Below are 14,270 nucleotides of genomic sequence, written 5' to 3' on the forward strand. Positions count from 1 at the left end.
CGGCACATGGGCACCCCTGGTCCAGACCTGGCCGGTGCAGGTCTAGACCTTAGCGACGGAGAAGGCCCGGTCAAGGGGATGGACCGCGTCGGTTCACGCCTCCACTTTTCAGGATCGAGTGGTTCGCCACCGAACCACTCGCGCCCCCACTTTTAAGTGATCCTTAAGCCCCTGGTCACCGATGGCGCCCGTCGGCCGCCCGGCACCGACGCACCCTCCGCGTGCCCCACGAACCGCCAAATTGGTCTAGTCCTAATCTCGTTGGAATCGTTGACGCGCAGGTCACGGGCCGGTTATCACTGCTCCAGCCCATCCACAGCACCACCCGCTCCCCCGCTGGAGGCCGCACGTGCACCCCCGTAAGACTCTGATCGCCGCGCTGTTGAGCACGGCCCTCGCCACCGGCGGCCTCGCCGCGACCGTCGGCATCGGCTCCGCACAGGCGGCCGACGCACCGGCCTCCGCTTCCTCGGGCGACGTGCGCATCGCGTACTACGACCAGTGGAGCGTCTACGGCAACGCCTTCTACCCGAAGCAGCTCGACACCCGGGGCATCGCCGGCCAGCTGGACGTCATCAACTACTCGTTCGGCAACATCCACCCCACCGACCTCACCTGCTTCGAGGCCAACAAGGCGGCGGGCGACGACAACAACCCCAACGCGGGTGACGGCGCGGGCGATTCGTACGCCGACTACCAGAAGTCCTTCAGCGCGGCGGACAGCGTCGACGGCGTGGCCGACAAGTGGGACCAGCCGATCGTGGGCGTCTTCAACCAGTTCAAGGAGCTGAAGGCGAAGTACCCCCATCTGAAGATCAACATCTCGCTGGGCGGCTGGTCGTACTCCAAGTACTTCAGCGACGCGGCGAAGACGGACGCGAGCCGCAAGAAGCTCGTCTCGTCCTGCATCGACCAGTACATCAAGGGCAACCTCCCCGTCGAGGGCGGCTACGGCGGCCCCGGCTCGGCGGCCGGGATCTTCGACGGCATCGACATCGACTGGGAGTACCCCGCCTCCGCGGGCGGCCACCTGGGCAACCACTACGCCCCCGAGGACAAGCAGAACTTCACCCTCCTGCTGGCGGAGTTCCGCAAGCAGCTCGACGCGTACGGCGCTGCCAACGGCGGCAAGAAGTACCTGCTGACCGCCGCCTTCGGGGCCGGCCAGGACAAGATCGCGAACATCGAGACCGACAAGATCGGCCAGTACCTCGACTACGCGAACCTGATGACGTACGACATGCACGGCGCCTGGGACGGCGACGGGCCGACGTACCACCAGTCCCCGCTCTACTCCGGCAGCAACGACCCGTCCGACCCGGTCGCGCCCGGCACCGAGAAGTACTCGATCGACAACGCGGTCGACTCCTGGATCGACGGCAAGCCGGCCTACGGCATCGCCGGCGGCTTCCCCGCGAACAAGCTGACCCTGGGCTACGAGTTCTACTACCGCGGCTGGAAGGGCGTCCCGGAGGGCTCCACCCACGGCCTGGCCCAGTCCGCGACCGGCGGCTCCTCCCCCCGCCCGCTGAGCCAGCAGGCGGGCATCGCGCACTACAAGGAGCTCGGCGGCATCGTCGACAACCCGGCGACCACCTACTGGGACGACCAGGCGAAGGCGTCCTACTTCTACAAGGACGGCGAGTTCTTCACGGGCCTGGACCAGAAGTCCATCCAGGCCAGGGCGGACTACGCCAAGCAGCGCGGCCTCGCCGGGGCGATGATGTACTCGCTGCTCGGCCTGGACGAGAACGCGACCCTGCTGAAGCAGATCAACACCGCGATCGGCGGCACCACCACCGGCCCCACGACCCCGCCGACCACCGACCCGACCGACCCGACCACCCCGCCCACCACCGACCCCACGGACCCGCCCGCCGGGGACTGCGGCTCGGTCCCGGCGTACGTGGCCGGCACGGTCTACAACGCGGGCAACGAGGTCTCCCGCAACGGCCGCAAGTACAAGGCCCAGTGGTGGACCCAGAACGAGGCCCCGGGCAGCACCGGCGACTGGGGCGTCTGGAAGGACCAGGGCGCCTGCTGACGCCCTGACCCGCTGAGGGCCCCCGCCGGTGTGCGCACCGGCGGGGGCTCGCGCGCACCGGCTGTCACCGGAGCGGGAAGCCGGCCCCGCGCTGCTCGTCGGACCGGGGGCCGCGGATGCGGCGTTCGGCCTCGGAGATGGCGAGGTCGTTGATGCTTGCCTCGCGGCGCCGCATGAGGCCGTGCCCGTCGAACTCCCACAGCTCGTTGCCGTAGCTGCGCCACCACTGGCCGCCCGCGTCGTGCCACTCGTACTGGAAGCGGACGGCGATCCGGTCGTCGCCGAACGACCAGAGGCTCTTGCGCAGGGCGTACTCCCGCTCGCGCTGCCACTTGCCCGTCAGGAAGGCGACGATCTCCTCGCGCCCGCGGACGAATGTGTCCCGGTTCCGCCAGACCGAGTCCGCCGTATAGGCCAGTGCCACCCGGTGGGGGTCACGGGTGTTCCAGGCGTCCTCGGCGGCCTGGACCTTTCGCAGGGCCGTCTCACGGGTGAACGGTGGTACGGGCGGACGGTCTTCGGCCGGCATGGCGCCTCCACTGACGACAACTGGAGAACGAGCGTTCTCCAGCGCTAGGATGTCTACGGTAGAGAACGATCGTTTTCGACGTCAAGGAGGCGCGATGCCGGCACCGATCCCGGTGGAGCAGCGGGAACGGGACCGCGACGCGCTGCTCGACGCGGCCGAGGGCCTGTTCTACGCACGGGGCATCCAGGTGGTCGGCATGGACGCGGTACGGGCGGCATCGGGCCTGTCCCTGAAGCGGATCTACCAGCGCTTCGCCACGAAGGAGGACCTCGTCGTGGCCGTGCTCCGACGGCGTGACCAGCGGTGGCGGGGGGACCTCGCCGCGTACGTGGAGCGGGTCCCGGACGCCGGGGAACGGGTGCTCGCGGTCTTCGACTGGCTGGCCCGGTGGTTCGCCCGCCCGGACTTCCGCGGCTGCGCCTGGATCAACGCGCACGGCGAACTCGGCGCGACCTCCGAGGCGGTGCTCGCCGAGGTCCGGGAGCACAAGAGGGCCTTCCGCGCCCAGATCGCCGCATGGGTCGACGCGACCGGCGCGCCCGTGGCCGAGCCGGTCTTCCTGCTGGTCGAGGGAGCGATCGTGACGGCGGGCATCACCGGCGAGCCGGAGTCGGCCGGGCATGCCCGGGCGGCCGCGGCGACGCTCCTCGCGGCCGGCTGAGCCCCGCACACGAAAGGACCGGGTCCATGAGGGAAACCGTATTCACACGCCGGAGCGGCTGGATCCCCGGCGTGGTCCGCGAGGACGGTGCGCTGAAGCTGATGCTGGGCGCCGGGGCCGACGCCAACCACGACCCCCGCACGTTCACGTTCCCGATCGGGGAGGCCCACCTCGCCGTGATCCGGGAGGACCTGGCCCGGCACCTGCTGCTGTGGAGCGCGCTCCTTCCGCTGTGCGACGCCGCCGGCACCCGCGGCCGGCTCGACGAGGACGCCGCCGTCGCGCTCCTGGACCCGGTCCTCCTCGCACCGCCGGCGGACGTCGACGCGCTCTTCCGGCGCATCCCGTGGCAGCGGGGCCGGCTCGTCGCCCACGGAGCCGACACCCGCCTGCTCGACCGCGGCGAGGTCGTCGCGGCGATGCGTACGGCGACGGAGACGTCCAACGGGAAGCGGGCCCAGGAGGATCACGCACAACACCGTCGGGCCGGGCGCGGCACCGTACTCGGTCCCCTCGACGCCGCGCTTCTGCGGTACACGAACCAGTACCTGCACGGCGCGACGATCCCGAAGCGGACGCCCGACGCCGTCGACCCCGCCCTGCTGCCCGGGGTCATGCGGGTGATCGCCACCGCGGAACACGCCTGCGCCGGCCTGCGCATCGGCCGCGACCCCCGCCGGGGGAAGCGCGCCACGGACAAGCGGGACTGGGAGCGGATGACGACGGCGGTCGACACGGCCGTGCGCCGCGCCCACCCCGAACTCGTCGACGAGGCGGTGCGCACCGTGAGCTTCCTGATGTGCTCGGAGGCCGCGGCCCGCTCCAGGAACAGCCCCCTGGACCCCATGGACGACGACGGGCAGCCCGCGCGGAAGACGCCCCTGTCGTTCACCGACGACAAGGACGCCGAGAAGACGTGGCGCCCGGGCAACCCCCGTACCGCCACCGCGGAGTTCTGGGAGTTCGTCGCCGACCGCGCCGCCTCGGACAACGAGGTGTTCACCATCGAGGACGAGGAGCGCGGCGAGGGAATCCAGCTCCACTTCTACGCGGACTCCGCGGCCCGGATCACGACGGTACGCGAGGGCGGCGGCGGCTCGGATCCGGAGTACCGGGTCGAGTACGCCCTGATCGACGGCATGAGCGGCTACCGCGCCCTGGTCAGCGCCTTCGTCCGCGCCGGCTGCGCCGGACTCGGGGAGCACGGGCCGTGGCTCCCGGACGCCGCGGAGTTCGAACGGGCCCGACGGCACCGGGACGCGGCGCGGCGCGGGCGGTAGCCACGCAGGTGGGCCGTGCTCTGGGCCGGGTTCCCGGACTCGCGACGGCTTCTCTCCGGGCTGCTGCTCGGGGGCAGCGACGCGACGACTCCGGCGCCGGCGAGTGCGGGCTTCCACGCCTTGGTGCTCCAGGTGCAGGGCCGCGGCTTGAGCGACCCGTCGGCAGGATGTCAGTCAGCTGACGGAGGCTGTCGGCACGGCGGCCGAGCCATTCTCGTGGAGACATCGAAACCCCCCGGCACCCGGGCGGGACCACGAGGAGCGGACCATGAACACCATCGCGCAGCACTGCGACGCCGTGGCCAAGGCGAACGCCACCATCTACGGCCTGGCCGCCTCGGTGTTCAGCTCGGACTCGATGAAGGCCCGCCGGATCGCCCGGCGCATCCGCACCGGCACGGTATGGATCAACACCTGGGGAGCCATCAGCGAGGACTTCGAGGAGGGCGGCGTCAAGGGAAGCGGTTACGGCTACCTGTGCGGCCCGCGCGCAATCGAGGAGTTCCAGGCCCTCAAGGTGTACGTGGAGCAGGACCACACGCAGTCCGCTCACTGATCAGATCACGACCTGGCCCGGCGTCCACCTGGGCGCCGGGCCGTCGGCCTTGCCCCCTGCACGGGAAGGTTGCACCAGGCGTCGATTCTGATCACCGGAGCGACGAACGGTCTTGGTCTCGCTCTGGCTGAGGAGCTTGCGGAAGTCGTGCACCAGTTACTTCTGCACGATCGTGCCCCGCAGCGACTGGTGCCGATCGCGCGGAGTTTCGGGGCCGAGCAATACATCGCCGAACGGTACGGGCTGCTCACGCTCATCGTGCTCGGCGAGACCATCGCGGCGGCCACCGTCGCCGTGAAGTCGGGGATCGACGAGCACGAGGCCCTGGGTGAGTTGCTGCCCATCGCCGCCGGCGGACTGCTGATCATCTTCGCCGCCTGGTGGGTGTACTTCGCGGTCCCCATCCACGGGCACCTCCGCTCCAACCGGCAGTCCTTCCTCTGGGGCTACGGCCATTACCTGATCTTCGTCTCGGGTGCCGCGATCGGGGCCGGCCTGGAGGTGGCGGTGGAGCAGGCGGTGGGCAAGGCGCACCTCTCGGCGCTGTCGGCGTCGGCGGCGGTGACGCTGCCGACAGCGCTGTTCCTGCTCACGGTGTGGGCGCTGCACTCGCGCTTCTACAAGGTGGGGATCGCCCAGCAGTCGGTGCTGCCGGCCACGGCGCTGCTGGTGGTCGTCTGTACGTTCCTGGGTCACTGGGCGGTGCTCGCGGCGGGGCTGGTGGCGGCGCTGGCGGTGGCAGCCGGGGTGACGCTGACGGCGCTCGGGGCGAGCCCGGAGCGCGGGAAGGGCGAGGAAGGCGTCGCGATGCCAGTTCTGTGAGGGAACCCTCGCCGCCTCGGGAACCTGGCCGGCACTGCGCACGACGGCGCCCGTGCCGTGCGTCTGGTGCACCTAGTGCCCCTCCCGGCAAGCTTTGCCCGGTTCCCTGACCATCCCGGCCTCGCGTGCGTCGAGCAGCTTTTTCGCGCCGCGGTTCCAGCTCGCCCGCCCGCACGGCCTCGTCCTCGATCAGATCGCCGTGGACGGCTCCGTCACCAAGGCGCCCGGAGGCGGAGAGGCGGCCGGTCGCTCACCGGTCGACCTCGGCAAACAGGGCCTGAAACGCACGGGCATGACGGGCGGGTACGGCATTCCACTGGGTCGTGTCCTGGCCGGTGCCAACCGCCACGACTCCCCGCTGCTCGCCCCGACCCTGGACCGTCTGAACGACCTGGGGCCGTTACCCGACGACATCACCGTGCACCTGGACGCCGGCTACGACTCGGACAAGACCCGAGCGCTGCTCAGCGAACGCGGCCTGCACGGACGCATCGCGCACAAGGGGGAGAAGGCGCCCATCCAGGCCAGTCAGCGTTGGCATGTCGAACGCACCCACGCCTGGCAGAACGCCTTCGACCGGCTCGCCTGCTGCTATGAGCGGCGCACCTGCGTCATCGACGCCTTCTTCGACCTCGCCGACAGGATCATCACCGTGCGCAGTCTGATCCGGCAGGCATGGACCACACACCGCTGGACACCCGTCCTCGACGCCGCCCATGACTGATCACCAGGGCACGGGCGTTCCGTCCCAGGAGAAGAAGCCACCGGTGGGGCCGTCGTCCGGCAGCAGGGCCAGGCGGAGGGCGCCCTGCGCGGCCTCGGCCGGGTCGCCGCCGGCAGCGGCGGCCTGGGGGTTGAGATCGGTGGCCCGCAGGCCGGGGGCGAGAGCGTTGACCTTGAAGCCGTCCTCGGCCAGCGTCTGGGCGTAGAGGACGGTGAGGGCGTTGAGGGCGGCCTTGGACGACCGGTAGGCGGCGCCGGCACCGCTTCCCGGGGTGAACTGGGGGTTGGGGGTGGTGCTCCAGGCCAGCGACGCGGTGCCACTGGAGATGTTGACTATGCGCGGGCTCGGGGACCGGCGCAGGGCGGGCAGGAAGGCATTGGTCACCGCCACGACCCCGAACACGTTGGTCTCGTATGTGCGGCGGTACTCCTCGACGCCGGTGTCGGTCGGCGGGGCGAGTGACGGCGAGATGCCGGCGTTGTTGACCAGCACGTCCAAGCGGTCCATCTGGGCCGCGGCCTGTGCGACGCCGGCGGGATCTGTCACGTCGAGGACCAGCAGTCGGGCCCCGGCTCCGATTTCCTCGACGGCCCGCTGCCCGCGCCCGGGGTCACGGGAGCCCACGTACACGGTGAGGCCCTCGGCGGCGAGCAGCCGGGCGATATGCTTGCCGATGCCCTTGTTGGCACCGGTGACCAGAGCTGTGTGTTCGTTCATGGCAACCACACTTCCCTGGTCGTGGGTGCCCTGCCAGGGACAGTCTGTACCAGGCAGTGGGAGGAGGCGACATGGCGCGGCAGGAGCTGGCCCACTACCTGCGGGACCGCCGGGCGGCCCTGGGGCCGCACGAGATCGGCCTGGCGGCGACGGGCACCGACCGCCGCACACCGGGTCTGCGCCGCGAAGAGGTGGCGGAGCTCGCCCACATGTCGGTCGACTACTACACGCGGCTGGAGCAGGCCCGGGGGCCGCGGCCATCGGCCCGGATCCTGGACGCGCTGGCCCGCGCGCTGCGGCTCACGCCGGCCGAGCGCAGCCATCTGTTCCGCCTGGCGGGTTCGAGCGCGCCGCCTGGCATCAGCGCCGTGCGGCGGGTGCGCCCGCACGTGGCCCGGATGCTGGAGCGGTTGCCGGAGACCGGCGCCATCGTCACTGACGCGGCGTACGACATTGTCGCCTGGAACCCCCTGGCCCGGGCACTGCTCGGCGCTGACCTTGGAGGCGGGACGACGAACCTGGCCCGACGACGCTTCCTGGGCCAGGGGCGGATGTACGGGAGCTCCAGCGCCGAGGAATTCGGGCACATCGTGGTGGCGCGGCTGCGCCGGGCCGCGGACCGCTACCCGCATGACCCGCAGCTGGCCGCGCTGCTGGCCGAACTGCACGCCGTCAGTGAGGAGTTCCGGCAGATCTGGGAGGCACGTCCGGTCCACGCTCCCGGGCATCGCACCAAGACCCTGGACCATGCGGAGGCTGGTGCGCTGCGGTTGAACTGCGACGTCCTGCTCGTGCCCGAGGATGACCAGGAGGTTGTCCTGATGACGGCTGATCCCGGATCACCTGCCGTGCGGGCTCTGCGCAGGCTGGCCACGCAGGCGACCTGAAACGAAGGATGCGCACAGGTCTCACCAACAGTCACAGAGCGTCGCAACTCAATATTCACTCGGGTCTGTGCCCACCTTGATGCCGAGGCCTTCCACGCCGCCTGTCCGCGCGGCCTCTTCAGACCTCGTACACGACTTCGCCCTATCCAACCTTCAGGACTCCCGATGAGTACTCCGCAGCCGTCCGCTCGCCTGGCCCGGGCGATAACCGACGCTCTGGCCCCGGCCTATCTCGTGATGGGCATCCTGCTGATCGTCGGTCGGCACAGCACGGGTGACTGGGCGGGTCTCGGCTGGGGGCTCCTGGCAACGCTCTTCTGCGGCGGCATCCCCGCCAGCGTGCGATCCCCCTGAGCGCCGACACCACCTTCACCACGCACGTGCTGCCTGCCCTACGAGACGCTGAGGCCGCCGGCGCCATCGACGGGTGGTGGTACACCCGCAAGCACCCCTGCTGGCGCCTGCGGCTACGCGTACGGCCCACGACCGGGGCCAGGTTGACTGTCGGTGCCGACCTGGACCGCCTCGTCGCCGACGGGCATCTACAACGCTGGTGGCCCGGCATCTACGAGCCGGAGACCGCGGCATTCGGAGGGGCGGCCGGTATGACGGCCGCGCACGCCCTGTTCATCACCGACAGCCGGGAGGCACAGCAGTTGCGGCAGCGCGGCAACCTGGCCGTGGGTCCTCGCGAGCTGTCCGTCCTTCTCTGCCGGCGGACCGCTGGAGCCCGTCGCCGAGTGGGCTGTCGCCTTCCGCGACGCGGGGCAGGAACTCGGCCACGGCGCCCAGGAAGGAACGCTCGACCGCGGGCTGCGACAAGTGCTCAGCTACCACGTGATCTTCCACTGGAACCGACTCGGACTGTCCATGCGAGGACAGAGCATCCTGGCCTGGGCAGCCCGGGAGGCCATCCTCCACACGGGAAACGAGGCATGGCCGCCTGCGGACCGTCACGCTCGGCGCGGCCATTGACCCAGGGACTTCTCAGGGACTTTCAGCGCTGTCCGAGGGACTTTCGAGGGACTTTTCGTCGCCCAAAGCAGCAACCTACTGAAAGACCAGAAAGGGCCTCCGACGCAGGTCGGAGGCCCTTTCGCAGGCAAAGCCGCAGGTGGCGGCAGACGAGTCGGGCTGTACGCCGGGTTCTGTCGCCCGGTCGCCTCGCGGCGGCCGGGGAGACGGCCATCCATCTAGGACCGGCATTGCTGCCGGTCTCGTGCGGTCTACCCGCGAACTCGGGCGGGCAGCCCTCGAACGTTCGCGCAGGGCCGTCTCGCGACGGCCCCTCTTGACCTTGCTCCGGGTGGGGTTTACCTAGCCGCCTGGGTCGCCCCAGGCGCTGGTGGTCTCTTACACCACCGTTTCACCCTTACCCGGGACCGAGGTCCCGGGCGGTCTGTTTTCTGTGGCACTGTCCCGCGGGTCACCCCGGGTGGCCGTTAGCCATCACCCTGCCCTGTGGAGCCCGGACGTTCCTCGGGGGGATCCGGAGATCCCCACGCGGCCGTCCGCCCGGCTCGTCTGCCGTGCCGCCCATGCTACCCGCCCCGCAGGGGTGGCTCAGAGCAAGTCCTCCGTCTTCAGGTCGAGGTCGAACGGGGACGGCAGACGGATCGGCTTCCCGAAGGGCACGGTGCAGTGCTGGCGGTAGTCGTCGCCCTCCGGGTCGCTGAACAGCGTCACCGAGGACTCCTCCCGGTCCACCAGCAGGTACAGCGGGATCGGGCCCCTCGCGTAACAGTGCCGCTTGGCCTCGCGGTCGGCGGCCGGTTTGGACGACGCGACCTCCATGACCATGGCCACCCCCTCGCACGGCATCCACGGGGCCGCGCCCCTGTACAACCGCAGTGCCCCCGGAGCGAACGTGCCGTCAGGGATGACGTGATTCGCCGGACAGCCCCTGCCGCCCCTCAGCCTCAGGCCCTTGTTCCCCGCAAAGTCCACGTCGGTCTTCGCGTGCCTGATCACCTGCTCAAGGATGAGGCCGATGCAATCCTCGTGATCGCCGTCCGGTGGCGGCTTCAGCGCGATCTCTCCCTCGACCAACTCCGCCCGGAAGCCCTCCGGTGGGTCCAGAGCCAAGAAGCCTTCCAGCAGGACGCCCGCCTGCGAATCCGGTTCATGCGGAACGGCAGACATGTGGCGCCCTCTCCTCGGTCGGTCGCCAGCATGGGCCATCGCGGACCACCAGTCCGTGAGATCGGGAGTCGTTCCCCCGATCGTGGCGCAGGAGGCGCCCCGGCGGTCAGAGGCGGCCCGACGCCAGCGCGGTGATGCCCGCCGTCCAGGCCGCCGTGACGGACTCCGGGGTGGGGAAGCGGTCGTTGAGTTCCATCATGACCATGCCGTGGGCGAAGGCCCAGGCCGCGCGGGCCAGGGGCTCGTCCGGGGCCAGGGCGCGGAAGAGCGGGGCGGCGGCGCGTTCTTCGAGGTGCTGGGGGTGAGGGCGGGCCGTGGTGAGGCGGTAGAGGTGGGGGTGGGCCAGGGCGTGGGCGCGGTAGGCGGCGGCCAGGGCCGGGAAGGAGCCCGGGGCGGCGGTCTCCGCCGCTTCGAGGGCCTCGGCGGTCTCCGTCAGCATCGCGTCGGCCAGCGCGTTCACCACGGACGACTTGTCCGGGAAGTGCTTGTAGAGGGACGGGGCCGTGATGCCCAGCCCGCCGGCGAGGCGGCGCATGGTCAGCGCGTCCGGGCCCTCCTGCTCCAGGAGCGTGCGGGCGGCGGCCAGGATCTGGTGCTGGCGGGCGCGGTCGGTCACGCCGGTCCTTCCGTCGTACGGGGCGCGGGGGCCGAACTCGCGATCGTACGAGATGCCGTCAGGCCGGGGTGAACAGGGCCTTCGCGGTGCCCGGCGCCGCCTGCGCGAGGCGGACCCGCAGGCGCTCGCCCAGCGGGAGGGGCGTGGTCCCCTCGATGCGGGCGACGATCGCCGGGTCGTCGATGTGGACGGTGCCGGCCGCCGGTTCGTGGTCCTTCACGTCCACCACGTACCCGTCGAACACCTCGCCCACCCGGTCCTTCAGCAGCGCCGCCTCGACCAGGTCGACGGACTCCCGCTCCACGGTGTTGGCGCGCCGCGTGCCCTCCGCCATCTCCTTGGGCAGCGGGGGCAGGGCCGCGAGCACCCACTCGGGCGGGTCGCGGTCCTCGCAGGCGGCGACGCACAGCTCGGAGGCGTACCGGTCGACGAGGCGGCGCAGTGGCGCGGTGCAGTGCGTGTACAGGTCGGCCACCGCCGCGTGCACGGCCGGGTCCGGCAGGTCGCCGTGGTCGAAGACCGTGTAGCCCGCGCCGCGCAGCAGCGTCGTGCACTCCTGGAGGAACGCCGCGTGGTCGGTGCGCCTCGGGTCGAGCGAGCGGACGACCTGGGCGTACGGGACGTGGTGCGGCCAGTCGATGTGCAGGGCCTCGGCGCTGCGGCGCAGCCGGGCCACCGCGCCGTCGGGCGCGATCGGCAGCGTACGCAGGATGCCGGTTCTGCTCTCCGCCATCAGACGGGCCGCCGCCATGCCCGTGAGCAGGGAGATCTGGGCGTTCCAGCCGTCGGCGGGGAGCGGGGCGCGGTATTCCAGGCCGTACGTGCCGTCGTGCTCGGTGATCTCCTGCTCGGGCACGCCCAGCGAGATGCCGCCCCGGGCCACCTCCTGCTCCTCGCGGAGCGTGCCGATGTCCCTGAGCAGCGCGAGCGGTTCCTCGGCGGTGCCGGCGTCGATCTGCCGCTGCACGCCCGCGTAGTCCAGCTTGGCGCGGCTGCGTACGAGGGCCCTGCGCACCCGGGCCGTCCCCGCCCGGCCCTCCGGGTCCAGGTCGGTCTCCCACAGCACCGCGGGGCGGACCCGGCCGGGCAGCAGGCTGGCGGCGTCCTCCGAGAGGACCTCCGGGTGCAGCGGCACCTTGCCGTCGGGGAAGTAGAGCGTCGTCACCCGTCGGTGCGCCTCGGCGTCCAGCGCGCCGCCGGGGCGCACGAACGCGGCGACGTCCGCGATGGCGTAGTGCACGCGGTAGCCGTGGGCGCGCCGCTCCAGGTGCATCGCCTGGTCGAGGTCCGTGGACGTGGGCGGGTCGATGGTGAGGAACGGGATGTCCGTCGCGTCGGCGTGCCCGGCGAGTTCCGGACTGCGCGCGGCGTCCGCCGCTTCGGCGAGCACGTCGGCCGGGAAGTCGTCGGGCAGCGACAGCTCGGCGCGCAGCCCGCGCAGGGCCGCCCGCAGCGGGGTCTCGGCTGCGCCGGTCATGTGCAGGAGGCGGCGGGGCATGGACCGAGCGTAGGGCGGGGCGCGGTTCGCGGCATTCCGGGAGGGCTCTGTGCCCGTACGGTGTGCCCCTCCGCCCCCGTACGCTGGCCGGGGGCAGCCGCGCGGTCCGCACGCCGCTTCGGCGCCCCTCCCCCGTACGTATGAAGGAGATCCGCCGTGCTCGTGCTGTTGCCGCCCTCCGAAGGAAAGGCCGCCTCGGGGCGCGGGGCCCCGCTGAAGCCCGAGTCGTTGTCGCTGCCCGGTCTGGCCGGGGCGCGGGGCGAGGTGCTGGAGGCGCTCGTGGAGCTGTGCGTGGCCGACGAGGAGAAGGCCCGCGAGGTGCTGGGGCTCAGCGAGGGGCTGCGGGGCGAGATCGCGAAGAACGCCGAACTGCGGACCGCGGGCACCCGGCCGGCCGGGGAGCTGTACACCGGTGTCCTGTACGACGCGCTCGGTCTCGGCTCCCTGGACACGGCCGCCCGCCGCCTCGCGGGGAAGTCGCTGCTGGTGTTCTCCGGGCTGTGGGGCGCGGTGCGGGTGGGCGACCGGATTCCTCCGTACCGCTGCTCGATGGGGGTCAAGCTGCCCGGGCTCGGCGCGCTCGGGGCGTTCTGGCGTACGCCGATGGCCGAGGTGATGCCGGAGGCGGCGGGCGACGGGCTCGTGCTGGACCTGCGCTCGTCCGCGTACACGGCGGCCTGGAAGCCGAAGGGTGCGGTCGCGGAGCGGACGGCGAGCGTGCGGGTGCTGCAGTCGCAGATCGTGGCCGGGGTCGAGAAGCGGTCGGTGGTCAGCCACTTCAACAAGGCCACCAAGGGCCGGATGGTGCGGGACCTGCTGCTCTCGGAGGCGCGGCCGGCCGGTCCGGCCGAGCTGGTGACGGTCCTGCGGGACCTGGGGTACGTCGTCGAGGCCGAGGCGCCCGCGCGGGCGGGGCGGCCGTGGCAGCTCGATGTGGTGGTGACGGAGATCCACTAGGCATACGTTGCACTCTCCGCAACGCTCGTTGCGTACTGTGGCACGCGGGGGCAGGATGGGCCCATGACCTCCTCCGTGCTGGATCTCGCCCCCGTCGTGCCCGTCGTCGTCCTGGAGGACGCGGCCGACGCGGTGCCGCTCGCCCGGGCCCTGGTCGCGGGCGGGCTTCCGGCGATCGAGGTGACTCTGCGCACCGACGCCGCCCTGGACGCGATCCGGGCCATCGCGGCGGAGGTGCCGGGCGCGGTCGTCGGGGCCGGCACCGTGATCTCGGCGCGGAACGTCGCGGACACCGTGGCGGCGGGGGCCCGGTTCCTGGTCAGTCCGGGGTGGACGGACGCGCTGCTGGACGCGATGAAGGGGTCCGGGCTGCCGTTCCTGCCGGGTGTCTCGACCACGTCCGAGGTCGTCGCGCTGCTGGAGCGCGGGGTCACCGAGATGAAGTTCTTCCCCGCCGAGGCCGCGGGCGGCACGGCCTATCTGAAGGCCCTCTCCGCGCCGCTCCCCCAGGCCCGGTTCTGCCCGACGGGCGGCATCTCGGCCGCCTCCGCGCCCTCGTACCTGGCGCTGCCCAACGTCGGCTGCGTGGGCGGGAGCTGGATGGTCCCCGCGGACGCGGTGGCCGGCCGGGACTGGGACCGCGTGGCGCGTCTCGCCGCCGAGGCGGCGGCACTGGCCTGAACCATGCGGCGCGGAGAACCCGTCGCACATCTGGCCTGAACGGCGCGGCGCGGAGAACCCGTCGCACATCGCCGTGCATGCTCCCCGGTATCCGGGGCACGACCCTTGTAGGGGACGTAGCCCGCATGCCGGGTCACCCGGGTTCCGGCCGGTAAT

The 14,270-nt window shown here is 71.7% G+C and carries 13 protein-coding genes, 1 other RNA gene and 3 pseudogenes; 11 read left to right on the forward strand and 6 right to left on the reverse strand.

Annotation, left to right across the window (positions count from 1 at the left end; genetic code table 11):
- The first annotated feature begins 349 nt into the window (after nucleotides 1-349).
- On the forward strand, nucleotides 350-2,044 hold the full coding sequence (locus OG242_RS08120; RefSeq protein WP_405897496.1) for a glycosyl hydrolase family 18 protein: 1,695 nt from the start codon (nucleotides 350-352) through the stop codon (nucleotides 2,042-2,044).
- Nucleotides 2,045-2,108: 64 nt separating this feature from the next.
- On the opposite strand, the gene OG242_RS08125 is transcribed toward OG242_RS08120, so the two are convergent.
- Nucleotides 2,109-2,573: a nuclear transport factor 2 family protein gene (locus tag OG242_RS08125; RefSeq protein ID WP_405897497.1), complete on the reverse strand. Its 465-nt coding sequence runs from the start codon at nucleotides 2,571-2,573 to the stop codon at nucleotides 2,109-2,111.
- A 94-nt stretch (nucleotides 2,574-2,667) separates the two neighbouring features.
- On the opposite strand from OG242_RS08125, the gene OG242_RS08130 reads away from it, so the two are divergent.
- The 5 genes and pseudogenes from OG242_RS08130 to OG242_RS08150 form a co-directional block, all read left to right on the forward strand.
- On the forward strand, nucleotides 2,668-3,234 hold the full coding sequence (locus OG242_RS08130; protein ID WP_405897498.1) for a TetR/AcrR family transcriptional regulator: 567 nt from the start codon (nucleotides 2,668-2,670) through the stop codon (nucleotides 3,232-3,234).
- Nucleotides 3,235-3,260: 26 nt separating this feature from the next.
- On the forward strand, nucleotides 3,261-4,514 hold the full coding sequence (locus OG242_RS08135; RefSeq protein ID WP_405897499.1) for a DUF6357 family protein: 1,254 nt from the start codon (nucleotides 3,261-3,263) through the stop codon (nucleotides 4,512-4,514).
- Between the two features lie 268 nt (nucleotides 4,515-4,782).
- Nucleotides 4,783-5,070 carry an aldehyde dehydrogenase family protein gene (locus tag OG242_RS08140; RefSeq protein ID WP_405897500.1) on the forward strand — a complete coding sequence of 96 codons (288 nt, stop codon included), beginning with the start codon at nucleotides 4,783-4,785 and terminating at the stop codon, nucleotides 5,068-5,070.
- 219 nt (nucleotides 5,071-5,289) lie between these two features.
- A pseudogene (locus OG242_RS08145) lies at nucleotides 5,290-5,892 on the forward strand (low temperature requirement protein A); the annotation flags it as partial.
- A gap of 175 nt (nucleotides 5,893-6,067) precedes the next feature.
- Nucleotides 6,068-6,612 (forward strand): annotated as a pseudogene (locus tag OG242_RS08150) (transposase); the annotation flags it as partial.
- Nucleotides 6,613-6,616: 4 nt separating this feature from the next.
- On the opposite strand, the gene OG242_RS08155 reads toward OG242_RS08150, so the two are convergent.
- Nucleotides 6,617-7,333, reverse strand: coding sequence for an SDR family oxidoreductase (locus tag OG242_RS08155; protein ID WP_405897501.1), 717 nt, complete (start codon nucleotides 7,331-7,333; stop codon nucleotides 6,617-6,619).
- Nucleotides 7,334-7,404: 71 nt separating this feature from the next.
- Here OG242_RS08155 and OG242_RS08160 point away from each other — a divergent pair, with 71 nt between their 5' ends.
- The 3 genes and pseudogenes from OG242_RS08160 to OG242_RS08170 all read left to right on the forward strand — a co-directional run.
- Entirely contained in the window at nucleotides 7,405-8,220 is an 816-nt protein-coding gene (locus OG242_RS08160) for a helix-turn-helix transcriptional regulator (RefSeq protein WP_405897502.1), read from the forward strand.
- Between the two features lie 165 nt (nucleotides 8,221-8,385).
- Nucleotides 8,386-8,574 carry a hypothetical protein gene (locus OG242_RS08165; RefSeq protein ID WP_405897503.1) on the forward strand — a complete coding sequence of 63 codons (189 nt, stop codon included), beginning with the start codon at nucleotides 8,386-8,388 and terminating at the stop codon, nucleotides 8,572-8,574.
- 26 nt (nucleotides 8,575-8,600) lie between these two features.
- Nucleotides 8,601-8,879, forward strand: a pseudogene (locus OG242_RS08170) (thiopeptide-type bacteriocin biosynthesis protein); the annotation flags it as partial.
- A 462-nt stretch (nucleotides 8,880-9,341) separates the two neighbouring features.
- On the opposite strand, the gene rnpB reads toward OG242_RS08170, so the two are convergent.
- The 4 genes from rnpB to OG242_RS08190 form a co-directional block, all read right to left on the reverse strand.
- Nucleotides 9,342-9,743: RNase P RNA component class A (gene rnpB, locus OG242_RS08175), an RNA gene on the reverse strand.
- 40 nt (nucleotides 9,744-9,783) lie between these two features.
- Entirely contained in the window at nucleotides 9,784-10,362 is a 579-nt protein-coding gene (locus tag OG242_RS08180; RefSeq protein ID WP_405897504.1) for a Uma2 family endonuclease, read from the reverse strand.
- Nucleotides 10,363-10,468: 106 nt separating this feature from the next.
- Entirely contained in the window at nucleotides 10,469-10,978 is a 510-nt protein-coding gene (locus tag OG242_RS08185; protein WP_405897505.1) for a TetR/AcrR family transcriptional regulator, read from the reverse strand.
- A 58-nt stretch (nucleotides 10,979-11,036) separates the two neighbouring features.
- Nucleotides 11,037-12,455 carry an RNB domain-containing ribonuclease gene (locus OG242_RS08190; protein ID WP_405901549.1) on the reverse strand — a complete coding sequence of 473 codons (1,419 nt, stop codon included), beginning with the start codon at nucleotides 12,453-12,455 and terminating at the stop codon, nucleotides 11,037-11,039.
- Nucleotides 12,456-12,632: 177 nt separating this feature from the next.
- Between OG242_RS08190 and yaaA the strand changes: the two genes are divergently transcribed.
- Together yaaA and eda are read left to right on the forward strand one after the other, a co-directional pair.
- Nucleotides 12,633-13,433, forward strand: a complete 801-nt coding sequence (gene yaaA / locus OG242_RS08195; protein ID WP_405897506.1) for a peroxide stress protein YaaA — start codon at nucleotides 12,633-12,635, stop codon at nucleotides 13,431-13,433.
- 63 nt (nucleotides 13,434-13,496) lie between these two features.
- Nucleotides 13,497-14,114: a bifunctional 4-hydroxy-2-oxoglutarate aldolase/2-dehydro-3-deoxy-phosphogluconate aldolase gene (eda, locus tag OG242_RS08200; RefSeq protein ID WP_405897507.1), complete on the forward strand. Its 618-nt coding sequence runs from the start codon at nucleotides 13,497-13,499 to the stop codon at nucleotides 14,112-14,114.
- Nucleotides 14,115-14,270 lie beyond the last annotated feature (156 nt).

It is taken from the genome of Streptomyces sp. NBC_00727 (assembly GCF_045161745.1).
Lineage (GTDB): Bacteria > Actinomycetota > Actinomycetes > Streptomycetales > Streptomycetaceae > Streptomyces.

Coding starts and splice junctions, on each gene's coding strand:
- OG242_RS08125 (WP_405897497.1), bottom strand. CDS start 2,573: ATGCCGGCCGAAGACCGTCCGCCCGTACCACCGTTCACCCGTGAGACG.
- OG242_RS08130 (WP_405897498.1), top strand. CDS start 2,668: ATGCCGGCACCGATCCCGGTGGAGCAGCGGGAACGGGACCGCGACGCG.
- OG242_RS08135 (WP_405897499.1), top strand. CDS start 3,261: ATGAGGGAAACCGTATTCACACGCCGGAGCGGCTGGATCCCCGGCGTG.
- OG242_RS08140 (WP_405897500.1), top strand. CDS start 4,783: ATGAACACCATCGCGCAGCACTGCGACGCCGTGGCCAAGGCGAACGCC.
- OG242_RS08155 (WP_405897501.1), bottom strand. CDS start 7,333: ATGAACGAACACACAGCTCTGGTCACCGGTGCCAACAAGGGCATCGGC.
- OG242_RS08160 (WP_405897502.1), top strand. CDS start 7,405: ATGGCGCGGCAGGAGCTGGCCCACTACCTGCGGGACCGCCGGGCGGCC.
- OG242_RS08165 (WP_405897503.1), top strand. CDS start 8,386: ATGAGTACTCCGCAGCCGTCCGCTCGCCTGGCCCGGGCGATAACCGAC.
- OG242_RS08180 (WP_405897504.1), bottom strand. CDS start 10,362: ATGTCTGCCGTTCCGCATGAACCGGATTCGCAGGCGGGCGTCCTGCTG.
- OG242_RS08190 (WP_405901549.1), bottom strand. CDS start 12,455: ATGACCGGCGCAGCCGAGACCCCGCTGCGGGCGGCCCTGCGCGGGCTG.
- eda (WP_405897507.1), top strand. CDS start 13,497: ATGACCTCCTCCGTGCTGGATCTCGCCCCCGTCGTGCCCGTCGTCGTC.